At 61.1% G+C, this 15,603-nt stretch carries 14 protein-coding genes; all 14 read left to right on the top strand.

The genetic code is table 11. The features are described from left to right. Nucleotides 1–54: 54 nt before the first annotated feature. Complete coding sequence (locus OPV09_RS17465) at nucleotides 55–1,503, top strand: SGNH/GDSL hydrolase family protein (RefSeq protein WP_338678920.1); 1,449 nt, start codon at nucleotides 55–57, stop codon at nucleotides 1,501–1,503. A 60-nt stretch (nucleotides 1,504–1,563) separates the two neighbouring features. After that, entirely contained in the window at nucleotides 1,564–2,076 is a 513-nt protein-coding gene (locus OPV09_RS17460) for a DnaT-like ssDNA-binding protein (RefSeq protein ID WP_338678919.1), read from the top strand. Further along, nucleotides 2,073–2,513, top strand: a complete 441-nt coding sequence (locus OPV09_RS17455; protein WP_338678918.1) for a hypothetical protein — start codon at nucleotides 2,073–2,075, stop codon at nucleotides 2,511–2,513. The genes OPV09_RS17460 and OPV09_RS17455 overlap by 4 nt, the downstream gene beginning before the upstream one ends. After that, a complete protein-coding gene (locus tag OPV09_RS17450) occupies nucleotides 2,510–2,884 on the top strand; it encodes a hypothetical protein (RefSeq protein ID WP_338678917.1) in 375 nt (124 codons plus the stop codon). Before OPV09_RS17455 ends, OPV09_RS17450 begins: the two co-directional genes overlap by 4 nt. 20 nt (nucleotides 2,885–2,904) lie before the next feature. Beyond that, nucleotides 2,905–3,381, top strand: coding sequence for an HK97 gp10 family phage protein (locus tag OPV09_RS17445; protein ID WP_338678916.1), 477 nt, complete (start codon nucleotides 2,905–2,907; stop codon nucleotides 3,379–3,381). After that, nucleotides 3,378–3,779: a DUF4128 domain-containing protein gene (locus OPV09_RS17440; RefSeq protein WP_338678915.1), complete on the top strand. Its 402-nt coding sequence runs from the start codon at nucleotides 3,378–3,380 to the stop codon at nucleotides 3,777–3,779. Before OPV09_RS17445 ends, OPV09_RS17440 begins: the two co-directional genes overlap by 4 nt. 66 nt (nucleotides 3,780–3,845) lie before the next feature. Then, nucleotides 3,846–5,048, top strand: coding sequence for a phage tail tube protein (locus OPV09_RS17435; protein ID WP_338678914.1), 1,203 nt, complete (start codon nucleotides 3,846–3,848; stop codon nucleotides 5,046–5,048). A gap of 131 nt (nucleotides 5,049–5,179) precedes the next feature. Continuing rightward, nucleotides 5,180–5,647: a hypothetical protein gene (locus tag OPV09_RS17430; protein ID WP_338678913.1), complete on the top strand. Its 468-nt coding sequence runs from the start codon at nucleotides 5,180–5,182 to the stop codon at nucleotides 5,645–5,647. Further along, entirely contained in the window at nucleotides 5,644–5,994 is a 351-nt protein-coding gene (locus OPV09_RS17425; RefSeq protein WP_338678912.1) for a phage tail assembly chaperone, read from the top strand. Before OPV09_RS17430 ends, OPV09_RS17425 begins: the two co-directional genes overlap by 4 nt. Nucleotides 5,995–5,996: 2 nt before the next feature. Beyond that, nucleotides 5,997–11,591 carry a phage tail length tape measure family protein gene (locus OPV09_RS17420; protein WP_338678911.1) on the top strand — a complete coding sequence of 1,865 codons (5,595 nt, stop codon included), beginning with the start codon at nucleotides 5,997–5,999 and terminating at the stop codon, nucleotides 11,589–11,591. Further along, nucleotides 11,588–13,057: a hypothetical protein gene (locus tag OPV09_RS17415; protein WP_338678910.1), complete on the top strand. Its 1,470-nt coding sequence runs from the start codon at nucleotides 11,588–11,590 to the stop codon at nucleotides 13,055–13,057. Before OPV09_RS17420 ends, OPV09_RS17415 begins: the two co-directional genes overlap by 4 nt. Then, complete coding sequence (locus OPV09_RS17410; RefSeq protein WP_338678909.1) at nucleotides 13,054–14,613, top strand: hypothetical protein; 1,560 nt, start codon at nucleotides 13,054–13,056, stop codon at nucleotides 14,611–14,613. Before OPV09_RS17415 ends, OPV09_RS17410 begins: the two co-directional genes overlap by 4 nt. Further along, nucleotides 14,610–14,891: a hypothetical protein gene (locus OPV09_RS17405; protein WP_338678908.1), complete on the top strand. Its 282-nt coding sequence runs from the start codon at nucleotides 14,610–14,612 to the stop codon at nucleotides 14,889–14,891. Before OPV09_RS17410 ends, OPV09_RS17405 begins: the two co-directional genes overlap by 4 nt. Further along, nucleotides 14,891–15,595 carry a hypothetical protein gene (locus tag OPV09_RS17400; protein WP_338678907.1) on the top strand — a complete coding sequence of 235 codons (705 nt, stop codon included), beginning with the start codon at nucleotides 14,891–14,893 and terminating at the stop codon, nucleotides 15,593–15,595. Before OPV09_RS17405 ends, OPV09_RS17400 begins: the two co-directional genes overlap by 1 nt. Nucleotides 15,596–15,603: the final 8 nt, after the last annotated feature.

The following is a 15,603-nucleotide window of genomic DNA, read 5'->3' as shown; positions in this document are numbered from 1 at the left end:
CATCACCGCCCCGCACGCCGGGGCGCCACATAAACCGCACTCCCGAAAGCCAATATGCCAACCATCACCGCCGGCGGCACGCCGCAAACCATCATCTTGCCCGTGGGCCAAGTCTTGAACGTCGTCGGCGGCGCCGGAACGGCTGGCGTGGCGTATCTCCTTGATCCAGTGCTGGGTGGCACGAATTCGCTGCAATCGTGGACGATTGGCGTTGGCGCGCTTGCGCCCATCGGGCCGTACGCGGACCAGCAGCGCTTCCTGGTGACTTGTTCCTCAGGGAGTGTTGATGTGAGCTTAGGTAACGCCGTGCTGGGCGCGCCGCGCGTTGTAAAAAATGTGGCTGGACTTGCTGACAGTGCTGGCACGCTGCTGCCAGCAACGGGCCCGGCCGGAGTATTGAATTTCAATCCCGCTCGAATGCGAAAATGGTGCGCCGCTAAAGCGCGCGTGCTGTCAAAGGCCGGCCGTGGCGTCGTCGCCCTGATGGGCGATTCTCGTACTACTGGATTCGGCGCGGCAGGTACCGCCAATTTTGTCGGGGCCCGGGCAAAGAATAGGGCTGCGCAGCTTGCCGCATTTTTGAATGCGCAAGGCCTGCCAGCTCATACAGACAGTTTCTTCTGCGATGGCAATATCAATTCGGTGGGCGCGACTGCGCCCCAATACGATCCACGCATCACCATGGGGGCGGGCTGGACCAACAGTGGCGCTTTCAACGTCGTGCAGTGGACGGGTTTTGGCATCGCGTTCTCGAACCTGACAACGTTGAATGCAATGACGTTTACTCCTGACAACCCAACTGACACGGCGGATGTCTATTACTTGACGCGCCCTGGCTTCGGCTCATTCACGATCAGCGTGGGCGGCAATGTTATTAAGACCATAGATGCCAACGTGGCGCAGAGCATCAAGAAGGAGACCGTGACGTTTCCGCGCGGTGCGAATACCATCACGTTCACGCCCGTGGCGCTGGGCTCTGGCGTGTTCGTTTATGGCTGCGATTGCTATGACTCGACGATGCCAAAGATTTCGGTTTGGACTCTCGGAAACTCGGGTGGCGGAGTGGCCAACCTGATCTACAACACCTATCCATGGGAGGGCACCCAGCCATTCAAGCTTGGCGTGATGACACCCGACGTCGTCATTCTCGATATCGGCGTCAACGATGCGAACAGTGCGATGGTCCTGGCCACGTACTCGCAGCGCCTTACCACCATTGTGGATAACGTGCAGACAGGCGGGAGCAATTGCATTCTCAGCACATTCCTACCAGCGAGCCTGGCTTCCTGGCCAAGAGCGGCGCCGCCTCTGGTCCAGCCGTACTGGGATGCAATCACTAGCGTTGCGCTGGCAAAGGGCCTGCCGCTTATTGATCATGCATCACGTTTCGGCTCGTATGAGCTTGCAAACCCGCTTGGCTTGTATGCAGACACCTTGCATCAGAATGGTGTGGCGATGGCAGATCAAGCCCAGATTGATGGCGCAGTGTTGCTGGCGGCATAAGAAAAAGCCTGCTTCTGAAGACCTCTGTGCAGCAAGTGGCTGTTATTAATAAGGGTATCCATGCTCATCACTGAAACCGGCGCCGGCCTGCCTGATGCCGAATCCTACGCCAGCATCGCCGCGGCAGACGCGCGTTGCGCCAGCTTGGGCAGGACCGCCTGGGCGGCGCTGGCCGAGGCTGATAAAGAGATCGCCTTGCGCAAGTCGACTCTGTTCATGGCCACTTACCGCACGCGCTGGGCCGGCCGCCGCGTCTATCAGAAACAGGCGCTGGACTGGCCGCGCTACAACGTGGTAGTCGACGGCTTCACCGTGCCGAGCACCGGCGTGCCGGCGGACGTGGTCAATGCCTGCATCGACCTAGCCGTGCGCGCTGGCAGCGGCGAGGATCTTCTGCCGGACCTCGACACCGGTTCGAACGCGATCAAGAAAGACAAGACCGGGCCGCTGGAAACGGAGTACTTCCAGAACACCACGGATGCGCGCGAGCGCTTCGTGGCGGTGGACGCGCTCCTGGCGCCTTACTTCGGCTCGGCCGGCGGTGGCAATTCGATTAAGGTGGTGCGAGCATGATGGATGCAGACGACACAAACGATCTGATCAACCTGATTTGCGGCCGCAAGCTGGGCGAGGGCACTTTCCGCACCGTGTTTGAATGCGCCCTGGACAAGACCCGCGTCGTGAAGCATGACAGCGGTAGCAATTTCAGCAACATCAATGAATGGCAGCTGTCGAATGAGCTGGCCGCTACGTCGCTGGCCAGCTGGATAGCGCCGGTGTACTGGCTCAGCCCACGCGGGCTTTGGCTGATACAGGCAAAGACGACGCCTATCACACTTGATCAGCTGCCGGAAAAAATTCCGGCCATCTTCGCCGATACCAAGGTCGAAAACTGGGGGCTGTTTGAAGGTCGCCCGGTCTGTCACGATTACGGTAATCACCGTGCATTCGTCCTGGCCGGCAAGGCAGGCATGCGAATGAGAGCCGCGAACTGGATTGGAACGACATGACCGAGTACACCAAGACGGCCGCGCGCGCCGACCAGTCCCTGCGCCGCAAGGGCGGCATTGTGGTGCTGCGCCAGGTCGTCACCGGCGAGTACGATCCAGGCCTGGGCACGGCACCCAGCACGACCACCGACTACGAAGGCACGGGCGTCAAGATCAACTACGAGGCCGAAAACATCGACGGCACGCTGATCCAGGTGGGCGACCAGCAACTACTGCTGTCGCCGCTGCAGCGCAACGGCTTGCCGATGCCGAAGCCTACGACCGCCGACTTAGTGCTGTTTGGCGGCGCCAGCTACACGGTCAAGGCCGTCGAAACCACAGCGCCGGTCGACGTGGCCGTGCTGCACACGCTGCAACTCAGGGGGCTTTGATGGCAAGTATGTCGTTTTCCATGCAGATTGCCGAATTCATCGCCAAGACAAAAGGCAATGTGGACTTGGTCACACGCGCCATCACCATGAAGGTCGACAATAAGGTGATGCAGCGCTCGCCGGTCGGTGACGCCAAGTTCTGGAAGCACAAGCCGCCACCTGGTTACACCGGCGGCCGCTTCCGTGCCAACTGGCAGCTTTCCATCGGCTCGCCCGCCGCCGGCGTGCGCGACCTGATCGACAAAGACGGCAGCGCTACAATCGCCGCGCACGGCAGCACGATCAGCGCGGCAAAGGCGGGCGACGTGATCTACCTCGTGAACAATCTTCCTTATGCAAAAAGAATCGAGGAGGGCTGGTCGCGCCAGGCACCCGTGGGCGTGGTGATGCTGACGGTTGTGGAGTTCCGCACAATTGTGGATAACGCGGTGAACGGCGTGCGCGACGGCACCACCGCTAGCGAGTTCGCCCAAGGCTATTCGAGCTATAAATTATGAGTCAATCAACAATACGCGCTGCGCTGGAGGTGGCCCTGGCCAGCCTCGCGCCAGCCATCGATACGGTATGGCAGAACGTGCCGTACACGCCGGTCACCGGCCGGCCATATCAGGCCGCCTACCTGCTGCCGGCGGAACCGGCCAATCATTCCATGGGCGACGGCTCGCGCCAAGAGCGTGGCATCTTCCAGGTCAGCTTGCTGTATCCGCCGGGGCAGGGCACTGCGGCCGCCGGCGCCCGCGCTGAAATGATCAGGGAGCTGTTCCGCCGCGGCGCAAGCTTCATGAAGGGCAATGTGACCGTGCAGATTGAGCGCACGCCTGAAATAGCCGACGGCCGAGAGGACGGCGACCGCTGGATGGTCCCTGTCAAAATTCGCTGGTTCTGCAACCTGTAACCCGCATCACCCACACAGATCGCCTCGGCGGTCTTTTTTTTCGACCAAAGAAAGGCAATCCACACCATGACCACTGCAAACGGCATCGACAGCCTGCTCGTTATCGGCAAGCAAACAGCGGAAGGCACGAAGGCGCTGGCCGCCGCCGGCCGCCTCTATCCGCGCGTGACCGCGACGTTCGACACGGACGCCGACAAGTACTCGAGCAACGAGATCGACCCCAGCCAGCAGCAAAGCGACACCCGCCTGGGCAACTTCCGCACCTCTGGCGCCATCAAGGGCGAGGCCTCGTGTGGCACCTACGCGGTGCTGCTGGCCGCGCTGCTGCGTCGCGACTTCACCGCCGGCGGCGTCACCACGGCACAGAACACCATCGCATCGGGAGCGACGGGGCTGACGCGCAGTGCCGGTTCCTGGCTCGCCGACGGCCACCGTGCCGGTACTGTCGTGCGCATCGGCGGCTTCCTGACCACCGGTATCGCCAACAACGGCAAGAATTTCTTCGTCACGTCGGTGACAGCACTGAAATTGTCGGGCCAGTTCATGGACGGCAGCGCCATGACGGTGAAGGTCGAAGGCGATCCGGTGACCGTGACCGCGACCGGCAAGCGCAGCTTCACGCCGCTGACCGGCCACACCACGGACTGGTTCACTGCGGAAGTACAGGATCCGGGCATCGCCGTGAATCGCTGCTTCATCGACCAGTTGGTCAGCAAGGTCGATATCGCCGTGCAGCCGAACGGCATCACGAGCATGGACTTCACCCTGATGGGTAAGCTGGAAGGCGCGACCACGCCAGCGGCGTACTTCGCAGCCCCGGCCGCCACGTCCGGTACCGGCAAGTTCTCCGGCGCCACCGCGATGCTGTCGGTTGCCGGCATCCCATCGCAAATCTGCACGGGGATGTCCCTGTCGCTGGATGGCCAGGTCAAGATCGATCCGGTGATCGGCTCGAAGTTCGCCACGGCCGCCTCGCGCGGCAAGGTGGTGGGCTCGGGCCAGTTCACGGTGCTGATGCAGGATTCGGCATACATCGATTACTTCAAGCAGGAAGTCGAGCTGCCGCTGGCCTACGCCATGGCCGCCAGCACGGCACCGCTGGCCGAAGTCATGGCCATCGCCATGGGCCGCATCAAGATCACCTCTGCCAAGGTCGATGATGGCGAGAAAAACAAGATCGTCACTTGCGCCTTCGACATCCTGCGTTACCAAGGCGCCGACGCGCAGCACGAAGCAACCACCGTGGCCTTCCAGGACACGAGCCTGTAACCCATATACCCGGCCTCGCGCCGGGTTTCCTTTTTGGCGCAAGCCAAACCTAGCACCGACCGGTCGCTGTCGCCTTCGTGGGCGCGGTGACCGGCACGGGCACTTGTTAAAACCCACGAAAGGCACTACCAATGAATACCACCCAAGCAATCCTGAACACCGCACAAACCCTGGCAGTCGCTGGCTTCGACATCGCCAACCTGTCCGCACCTGCCGCGCGTGTGACCTTTGACGTGCCCGTGATCTTCGACGCCGACGGCGAGCCCGTGGCCGGCCTCAAGATCGTCGGCAAAAATTCCGACGAGTACCGCAAGGAAAGCCACGCCGTGCGTGCCGAGGGCTATCGCAAGTCCGCCAAGCGCAAGACTGCCATTGACGCCTCGACCGATGAAGGCTCTAACCAGCTGGTGAACGTTATCGATGACAACCAGAAGCGCCTGGCGCTGGCCGTTGTCGTTGACTGGTACGGCTTCACCAGCAATGGCGCGCCTGCCGCGTTCGACAAGGACATGATCGCCGCTGCCTACGACAAGTACCCGACCTGGCAGGACCGCGTTACGACCGCCCTGGAAAACGACGCCAATTTTTTGAAGGTTTGACCCAGGCCCTGCTGCTGTACGCCGATCACCTGTTTGATCGAGCGGCAGCGGCAGGCGACGGCAACGCCAAGGGGGACCACTTGGATACCGCCCGGCAAAACCCTCTGTACCGGGAGCCCGACGCGCCGACGGTACCGGTGTTGCCGCCAGAGCTGGCGTACATCTGGACCTGGTTCACTCAGCTGAACCAGAAACGCCAGTGCGGTATGGCAGTGAATTCGCTGACCAGTGCCGAGATATTGGGCTGGCAGGCGCGCCACGGTGTCCGCTTCGATCCGTTCGAAGAGGTAATCATCGATCGCCTCGACGCGCTATTCATTTATCACCAAAACAAGAAGGACAAATAAAAATGCCTGATATCGCCGAGCTTGGTCTTTCTATTGATACCCGTCAGCTGGAGCAGGGCGCCCAGGCAATGGACCGCCTCGGCGTCGCCAGTGAGAGTGTCGAGAAGAAGGTCGACAGCGCGACGTCGGCCATTGATAAGCTTGGGAAGGCGAGCGCTGACGCCAAGGGGAAAACTGCCGAAGGCGCGGCGGCCGTCGATGCCGTCGGCGATGCCGGTGCACGCGTGGTGCAAAAGGTTGATGCAGCGACGGCTTCTATTGACGCAATGGGCGTCACCACCACCCGTATTCGCACTGTCTTCCTTGGTGGCAGCAACACGCTTAATGGGTTCATGGGCGCATCGATGGGTGTCTGGCGTAGCAGCGAAGCCGCCGCCAATGGAATTGATAGTCTCGGCAACTCCGCCGAACGCACCTGGAAGAAGCAGGCTGATTACAACGGTGCCATGAACGATACTGCTCGTATCATGCGGCAGGCCGCCGATGCTGCGCGCACCCTGGAAGAGTCCAACCATTCCCTGCTTGTATCCCTGCAGCGCGAGATTGATACCTTTGGAATGGCGCGCGGCGAGCTGGAGCGCTATCGCGCGGCCGAGTTGGGCTTGGGCAGCGCGGCTCAAATCAAGGCTGCGGCATTGGGCAATAGCATTGATGCCATGCACCGCGAGGAGCGGGCTGCTCGCGATGCCGCCGGAGCCCAGGATCGGGCCGCCCAGGCTGGCGACCGCTTTATTAAAAACCTCCACGACCAGGTAGCCACGCTGGGCATGACGACCCAGCAGCTGCAAGCATACCGCGCCGCTCAGCTGGGCGTTTCCGATGCGGCGGCGCCACTGATCAACAAGTTGGCCGAAACTGGCGAGGGCGCCAAGAAAGCCGGCGGGCACATGGAGGGCTTTAGCTTCCAGTCCGCCAGCGCAAAACGTGAGTTGCTCGTGCTCGCCCACGAATTGAGTCAAGGGCAATTCAGCCGTTTCGGCGGTTCGATGATGGTATTGGGCGAGCAAACTGGCGCCGCAGGCTTGCTGTTCAGTAGTACTGGCCTGGCCGTGCTGGGCTTTGCAGCCGCGCTGGGCACGGTGGCGTACGCAATGATCAAAGGCGCCAGCACGCAGCGAGAAATGAACAATGCCCTGATCTCGACCAACAACTACGCAGGAGTTACCAGCGACAAGCTGAATGAACTGGCGCATGCCGCGACTGCGGTGCACGGGAGTATTGGCGAGGCGAAGAAGGTTGTAACGGAATTGGCCGGCACTGGCAAGTTCACGGGCGACCAGATCGCATACATCACCGATGCTGTCATTGCGTTGGAGACTGCGACGGGCGAATCCGTCAAAAAGACCATTAAGGAGTTCGAGTCCCTGGCGGTTCAGTCGACAGGCAGCACCAATCGCGCCACCGAGGTGATTACCCGCGCAACCGTCAAACTGGATGATACCTATCACTTTTTGACGCTTTCCGTCTATGAGGCAATCCGCGCCTTGGAAAAAGACGGCGATGCAAAAGGTGCGTCTGCCGTCGCTACAGCGGCTTTCGCAAAGGCGACCAAGGATGGTGCAGACCAGATGATTGCCAACCTTGGTGGTGTGGCGCGCGCCTGGCATGGCGTAAAGGAAGCAATCGGCGGCGCTATGGATGCCATCGGAAGCTACGGCGCCAAGGCCACGCCAGCGGCCGATGTAAAAAAATACAGTTTTCGTCTGTCGGAATTTGATAAGGGGCTGGCCGATAGTAATCTGCGCTTGGGGCGGGCACCTGATGCAATTACGCCTGAACTTCAGGCCGCCCGCACGCAGATTGTTCTTGGTCTGACGGACGCGGTGGATAAATTGAACAAGGCCGACGCTGTCGCGCTTGCCCAGGGTGAAGTCGCGACCAAGAATTCGCGTGCTGTTCATGCTGCTGCGATGATCCATGCGGAAGATATCCGCCTGCAGAAGAAGGGGATGGGTGAGCTTGCGGTCGCCTTGGATGCATACCAGTCGAATATTGATGCCATTCGAGCTGCCGACCCAAATTCACCTCTTATTACCCCTGACGCGATTGCCGCTGGTATTGCTGCTCGGAAAAAAGCACATACCGATCAGGCCAAGCCGAAATCTGACCAGGTCGAAAACACCGAGCTTGCCGATCAAATCAAGCAGTACGCGAAAGAAGCTGCGACTGCAAAGGCGCACTACGACGCGCTCGGTCGGCTCGATGATATGTATCTGAAGGGTGGTGAATTGTCGGTCCAGCAGGCATATGAGAACAAGCGCAGCTACGCCCTTAAAACTTATGAGGCTGAAGTGGATGCATACGACCTCCAAATCAGCGCGCTGCAAGGCCACCATAATGCGACCAAGGTTGAGGCCGCCAAGCATCAGAAGGAGTTGAACGAGATCCTGGGCAAACGCGATGCTGCCGAAAAGGCCTTCTTCGACGCGAGTTTCAGTCGGGACGAAGAGGAGCGCCTGCGCCAGGCGGCGATCGCAACCGCCGCATCAGATGCAACAAACAAGGAAATCGCGGCTATTAATGCCCAGGTCGCGGCCGTTGAGGAGCAAATTCGGGCATACAACTTGTTGCCAGCGCAAAAGACCGCAATGGCTGTCGCAGACCTTCAAGAGCAAAAGGCTGCCCTTGCTAGTTTCGAGGGCAATGAGAAGGTCATTGAAGGTATCAATCGCAAGATTGACGCGTTGAACCGCCTTGGCATTGTGCAAGGGAAGGCTTCGACGCAAGAGCAGGGCGGCGACGTGGCCAAGGCCAAGGAGCTGCTGGACATCCTGACAGCTGTCGACACTGCAACTAAGTCGGCAGCGCAAGGCATGACGGCCTCGTTCGGCGCTGTCGGCACTGCCATCGGCGGACTGACGACGGCATTGTCTGGCTATGCCGTGCAGCAGCAGGCCATCACTGCACAATTGGCCGCCTCTACCAGGGACGCGCATGGTGATCCGACCAAGATCGCCAAGGCTCAAGCCACAGCAGCCCAGCAGGGCGCGCAAGCGCAGATCAAGTCTTATGGCGACATGGCCAGCGCCGCCAAGGGCTTCTTCAAGGAAAACAGCACCGGTTACAAGGTGATGGAAACTGCAGAAAGAGCATTTCGTGCTTACGAAATGGCGATGGCCATCGAAAGTAATCTGATGAAAAGCGGCTTACTTACAGCGTTTACAGGTTTGTTCATCGCGTCGAAAGCAACAGAAACGACCGTGGAGACAGGGTCGACGTTAAATTCAGTGGCCAATGCCGGTATGCAGGCCTCCGCTTGGGCTGTGACCGCAGTGGTCAAAGCCATCGCATCGTTACCGTTTCCTATGAACCTGGTTGCCGGCGCCGCTACGTTGGCTGCCGTGGTGGCCGTCGGGGCGAAAGTTGTTGGTGGCCTGGGTGGTGGCGGAAGCGCGAGCGCTTCCGAGCAACGCCAGGCCGCCAACGGCACCGGCACGGTGCTGGGCGATCCCACGGCGAAATCCGAATCGATTGCTAAATCACTATCGCTCATCGCTGATAACACCTTTCGTGATCTGGCGATCAGCAGTGGCATGCTCAGCGCGCTGCGCAACATCGAGTCTGGCATTGGCGGACTGGGCGGGCTGCTGGCGCAAACGCCGGGTGTGACGAACAAGCTCGACCCTGCAACGAATAGCGGCTTGGCAGATTTCAGCGCGAAAACACTTTCCACGTTCCCGTTGACTGCGATTGTCGACAAGCTGACCGGTGGCTTCCTGTCCAAGATCAGCAACAGCGTGGTCAATGGCATATTCGGTGGCAAGGTGACTGCGCTTGATACCGGCATCACGGCGGGCAAGGCAACCTTGGGCCAGGTTGAGAGAAGCGGTTTGTCAGTGGGTCAGTTCACCGATATCAAGAAAGATGGCGGCCTTTTCCGCAAGGATAAGTACAGCAGCCCTGTTACAGCACTGGGCGCGGAGGTGGACGATCAATTTACGAAAATTGTCCTTGGTATGCGCGACACGATCACGTCCGCTGCCGACGCTCTTGGAACAGGAGGCGATGCGTTCAAAATGCGGTTGAATGCATTTGTTGTCGATCTCGGCAAAATTAGTTTCAAAGACTTGAACGCGGAGCAGCAACAGAAGGCCCTGGAAACTGCGTTTTCGAAAATGGGTGACAAGATGGCGGAGGCCGGTGTCGCGGGGCTGCAATCCTTCCGGGCCGTCGGCGAGGGATACCTTGAAACCCTAGTTCGTGTCGCCAACGACTACGCCACCATCGACGCCGTGCTGGGGTCGTTTAACAAGACCTTCGGTGCGGTAGGGATTTCCTCGATCGCTGCCAGGGAGGAACTGCTCAAGATGTCGGGCGGGCTGGATAAATTCACGTCCCAAGGCGCTTTCTTCCTGGAGAATTTCTTCACGGACAAAGAAAAGGCCGACACCCTGCGCAAGAGCGTGAATACCGTGCTGACCCCATTGAACAAGGGCACGGAGATTACGACTGTAGAAGAGTTCAAAAAATTGGCCTTGGCGCAGGATCTGACTACGGAAGCTGGCCAGAAAACCTACACCTCGATGATGGCGGTTTCGCAGGCATTCATCGAGCTGACGCGCTACGGTGACGAATTCGGCGTGGTGGCGAAGACGGCGAGCGAGATCGACAGCGAACGCAAGGACTTGCAAAAGCAGCTGAACGAGCTGACGAAAAGCGAAACGGAACTGCTGGCTATCCAGCGCTCCAGCCTGGCTGCCGTCAATCGTGCGCTGTTCGACCAGATCCAGGCGGCCAAGGCAGTCATTACCGCCAAGGATGCGCTGGCCAAGGCCTACGACACCGAGGCGGCAGCGGCCAAGACGGCGCTGGACAAGTCGAAGTCGTGGGTGACCACGCTCAACGGCTTGAACGCCAGCATGGCCTTGGGCAACCAGTCCACCCTGACGCCGGAGCAGAAATACGCCGAGGCGCGCGCCCAGTTCGAGAAAACCCTAGCGGCGGCCAATGCCGGCGACGCGACGGCGCAGTCCGGCCTGTCGGCTGCCGAGCAGGCTTTCCTGACGGCCTCCCAGGTGGTCAACGCCTCGGATGCTCGCTACGCGGCAGATTACGCCCGCGTGGTGGCGGCCAACAACGAGGCGCTGAAATGGGCCTCGGCGCAGGTCGACGTGCAGCAGGCCAGCCTGGATGCCCTCAAGGCCCAGGTGTCGGGCCTGATCACCATCAACGACAGCGTGCTGACGGTGGCGCAAGCCATTGCCAACCTGCATGCGGCGATGGGCACGGCGAACGGCCTGGGTGTGCAGTTCGACGGCTCCCATGCCGGCGGGCTGGCCAATGTGCCGTTTGACGGCTACGCGGCCGAGCTGCACCGCGGTGAAGTGGTGGTCGACGCACCAGCGGCAGCGGCCATGCGCCGTTACTTCGGTGGCGCGCCGAGCCAGGGCGGTGGCAACACCGATGCCCTGGTAGCCGAGATCAAGGGCCTGCGGGAAGAGGTCAAAGGGTTGCGCGCCGATCAGGCCAAGCAAACCGGCGCCGTCATGCAGGCTACCGTCGAATCGAACGACCATGCGGCCAAAACGGTCGTCGCCGGCATCGACAAATCCGCCAAGGCATCCGCCTGGGCGAAACAAGTGGAGTATTCCGAATGACCGATGCGCAATTTTTGGCGTGGCTGAGAAGTCCGCGAGCCATCCACATGGTACTGATCGAGGCGCAAGTGAATGTGGGTGGCAGCGAGGTCACACGTTATATTGCCTCGCGGCCGTATGTCACGGGCCCAACGGATGTGCCGGCCAACACCGTGTATCTTCCGCTGGCCACTGGCGGCTTGGCCTTCACCGAACAGGTCAGCCTGACCGGTGAGGCCGGACTGTCTGGCGGCGATATCGAGCTGGCCAACGCTGACGGCAAGCTCGACAGCTGGCTCGGCGACGTGTGGCGCAATCGTCCGGTCAAGGCTTTGGCCGGCGATCCGCGCTGGCCGCGCAGCGACTTTCGCCTGGTGTTTGACGGCATCATTGCTGACATCGGCAGCTCGCGCCGGGAAACGCTCAACCTGTCCCTGCGCGACAAGCTGCAGCGCCTGGATACGCCGATTGCCGAGGCCAAGCTGGGCGGCACCTCGCCAAACAAGGACGCGACCCTGCCGATCCCGTTCGGTGAATGCCACAACGTCACGCCGCTGCTGACCGATCCGGTCACCATGGAATATGGCTTCCTGGGCGCCGTCGAGTCGAGCTTCGAGGTGCGCACCAACGGCAAGCCGATTGCCGTCGCGCTCAACGACCAGGCCGGGCGCTTCAACCTGACCACTCCGCCGTATTCGGCGGCGATCACTGTCAGCGTGCAGGGCGACAAGGGCGGCGGCTACGCGCCGCGCATCGCGCCGCTGGTGCAGCGCATTGCCACCGCGTATGGCAAGGCAGCGGATCGCTTCACCTTGGCGGACCTCGACCTGGCCAACCTGGCCGCCTTCGATGCCGCACACCCGCAGTTGGTGGGCCTGTACGTTGCGGACCGGACGAACCAGGCGCAGGCCATCCAGCAGCTGGCGGCCAGCGTGGGCGCCCAGGCGCTCATGTCGCGCACCGGCCAACTGCGCCTCGTGCAGATCGCGCTGCCGGCCGCCGGCGTGCCGGTACCAATCGGCCCCGAGAAAATGCGGGTGGGCTCGTTGCACGTCGTGCAGCGCCTGCCGGTCGTGGCGGCCGTCAAAATCGCATTCGACCGCAACTACACGGTGCAGGCCAGTCTGACCACCAGCATCCCGGCCGCGCACGCCGAGCTGTACGCGACGGAGTGGCTGACGGAAACGGCTGTCGATGCTGCGGTAAAAGCGCGGTACCGGCTGACGGACGACCCGCCGCAGATTGAAACCTGCCTCAAAACGAACGCGGACGCGCAAGCGGAAGCGGCACGGCGCTTGGCCCTGAACAAGGTGCAGCGCACGATTTACGAATTTGATGGGGAGCCTGAGATGATGATGTTGGAACTGGGGCAGCCCGTGGTGCTGCGCGATGATCGTTTCGGCCTGCGGGACGGCGTGCCTGGTGTGGTGGTGCTGCTGTCACACCAATGGCTGGCCGGGCGCGTGACGGTGGGGGTGCTGGTATGACGGCCATCGGTGGTGCGCGCGATACGCTGCTGCAGGCCTCGGGGGAGCGCTTCAGCACGACGGCCGACGGCAAGGCGATCCTGCTGGCTGGCAGCACGCCGGTATTTCGCGTGAACAGTGCCGGCGCCGGTGCGCCAGGCTCGATTGCCATTACCGCCAAGCCAGTGAACGTGGTGGGCGATATCGTGTTTTCGGTATCCGCCGGCACGCAGATCACCGTCAACGGGAATGTTGCCACGGTCAATTTTGCCAGCATGACCACGGATACAGCCCTGGTGCAAGCCACCATCCGTGAATTCGGCGTCGATTACGTCGCCAACTACATGATCAGCAAGGTCTTCGACGGCGTCGCCGGTGAGACGGGCCTGTCCGGGCTGAATACGGGCCAGGCCTTCGCCTACAAGCGCGCTGATGCCGCGCCAGGTGATTCGCCGGGTGACGTGATCTTCACCTTTGCCACGGCCAGTATCACGACGCCGGCCGGCAATGACCTGGCCAATGGCTGGTCGAAGAATATCCCGGCCGGCACGGCGCCGCTGTACGTGCGCGTGGCCGCCGCCAGTTCGCGCAATGCCACGGACAGCATCGCCGCCAATGAGTGGGCGGGGGCGGTGCAGTTGGCCAAGGACGGTGCCGACGGATTGAACGTGGCGCCCGTGCGCATCTACCAGCGCGGTGCCACCAACATCGCGCCGGCGCTGCCGAGCGCGGCATGCACGTTCACCTTTGCCACGGGCGCGCTCACGGGCCTGAACAATGGCTGGTCGACGCAGGTGCCAACAGCCGGCGGCGCTTATCTGTTCACCTCCGGCGCCACGGCCGCTTCGCGCACCGCGACCGACGACATCGCGCCCGGCGAATGGGCCGCCGCTGCACGCCTGGCTGCCGACGGCGCGGCTGGCCAGCGTGGCACAGTCACCGTGACGGCGCCGGGCTATTCCACCTGGTCGGATGCCTCGGCCGTCTATGAGCTGGGCCACGCCGGCTACGGCGCGCCGATCAACCGCGACGTGGTCACGCTGTACGACGCGACGCATGCGGTGACGAAGTATTTTGATAATGGGGCTTGGCTGGCCCTGGGTACGGTACTGAACGGCAATCTGCTGGTGGATGGATCTGTGGCGGCCAAAGCGTTGTCAGTGGATAACCTGGCGGCAATAAACGCGAACCTGGGCAATGTGACAGCAGGCGATTTGTACGGTACGACGCTGCACGGAGGCGCCGGCTATCCCACAAAAGCACCTGGCTGGCCGGCCACCGGCAACTTTGGCGTTGGATATCACCTCAGCGCTGACGGACTGTTTATAGGGAACCCGCAGAACGGCCAATATTTTAGTGTTGGGTCTAACGGCGATGTTTATGCTCCCGGATTCAACGTGGTAGCAGGTCTGGCGACTTTTAATGGCACGCTGGCTGCAGCAACAGGCACTTTTAGCCTGATCCGCAGTCCAGCGCGCGCTGCCACTGGCACCGGCGCCGGGTATGACATTACTAGTTCAGGTTTCTCATTTTTCAATTCCGCCAATACATTGAAGCTGAAAATGGGTGACGCATGATGGCGGCGCTGCAGCTTTTCAACGATAACGGCACCAAGAACTGGGATTCCCGGACCGTTGCCGGCGGCATCATTGCCGACGTCCGCCAATATGCCAGCACCGAAACTGCAGTGTTGACCTATCCCATTTTTGCCGGCCGCTCGGTCGAAATCGTGCCTTTATTGCTGTGGGTTGAAGCGGGCACGATGGGCGTCGTGGCCGATACGGCACTGGGCTATCCACGCGTCACCGTATCCGTTGCCAGCACGACCAGGCGGTTTGCCGTGGAGGTGTATTAATGTCCTTTGTTCAAATCGTCAATGACACCGATGAGCTGGTGATCTCCGATCGCGGCATCACCTACGGCTACATCGGGCGTGCGCAACTGTTTGGGGTGGCGCAGGCCGGGGGCGGCACCATCACGAAAACCCCAGGGCAGAGCGTCTATACCATCGATTGGGCCGGCGATATTATCGTCGCCCTGCCGGTTAAGGCGAACGGCACCACGGCGCTGCGCAATATCAGCAAATCCGGCAACACTTGGACCATCAACGTGCACAAGGGAAACGGCGCTTTCGATGCCAATGGCTTTGATATCCAGGAGGTGACCGAGGTGTATGTGTTCGGCGCCCCGGTGCTGGTGCCCGGTTTCACCGCAGCCTTGTATGGCGACGACACCAGTGTTTGCGCCGATCTCACACGGCAGCCGCTGACATACCGTGCGCGTCTCAATATCGCGGCGGGATCATTGTCCTGGGACATGCCTTCAGGCGTGGCGATACCTGCCATCGTGGGCACGCCGATGGATTACAACGTGACCTCTGTTCGGGACGGCGCCTTTTACATCATCAGGAACCAAGCGCGCGGCTGGCAGCTGGTGGCCGGCACTGTTCAACGCAATATTTTCCAGAACCGCTGGCGGCGTGAAGACGGCGGCGCTTCTGCGGTCGACACCATCCGACAAATCTCCGCCATTCTCATCGATGCAAGTGGCCTTGCCTGAAAGTTATC

Source organism: Janthinobacterium sp. TB1-E2 (assembly GCF_036885605.1).
Lineage (GTDB): Bacteria > Pseudomonadota > Gammaproteobacteria > Burkholderiales > Burkholderiaceae_D > Janthinobacterium > Janthinobacterium aestuarii.
The sequence above is the reverse complement of the archived record's forward strand: the minus strand, read 5'-3'. Positions and strand labels throughout refer to the sequence as shown.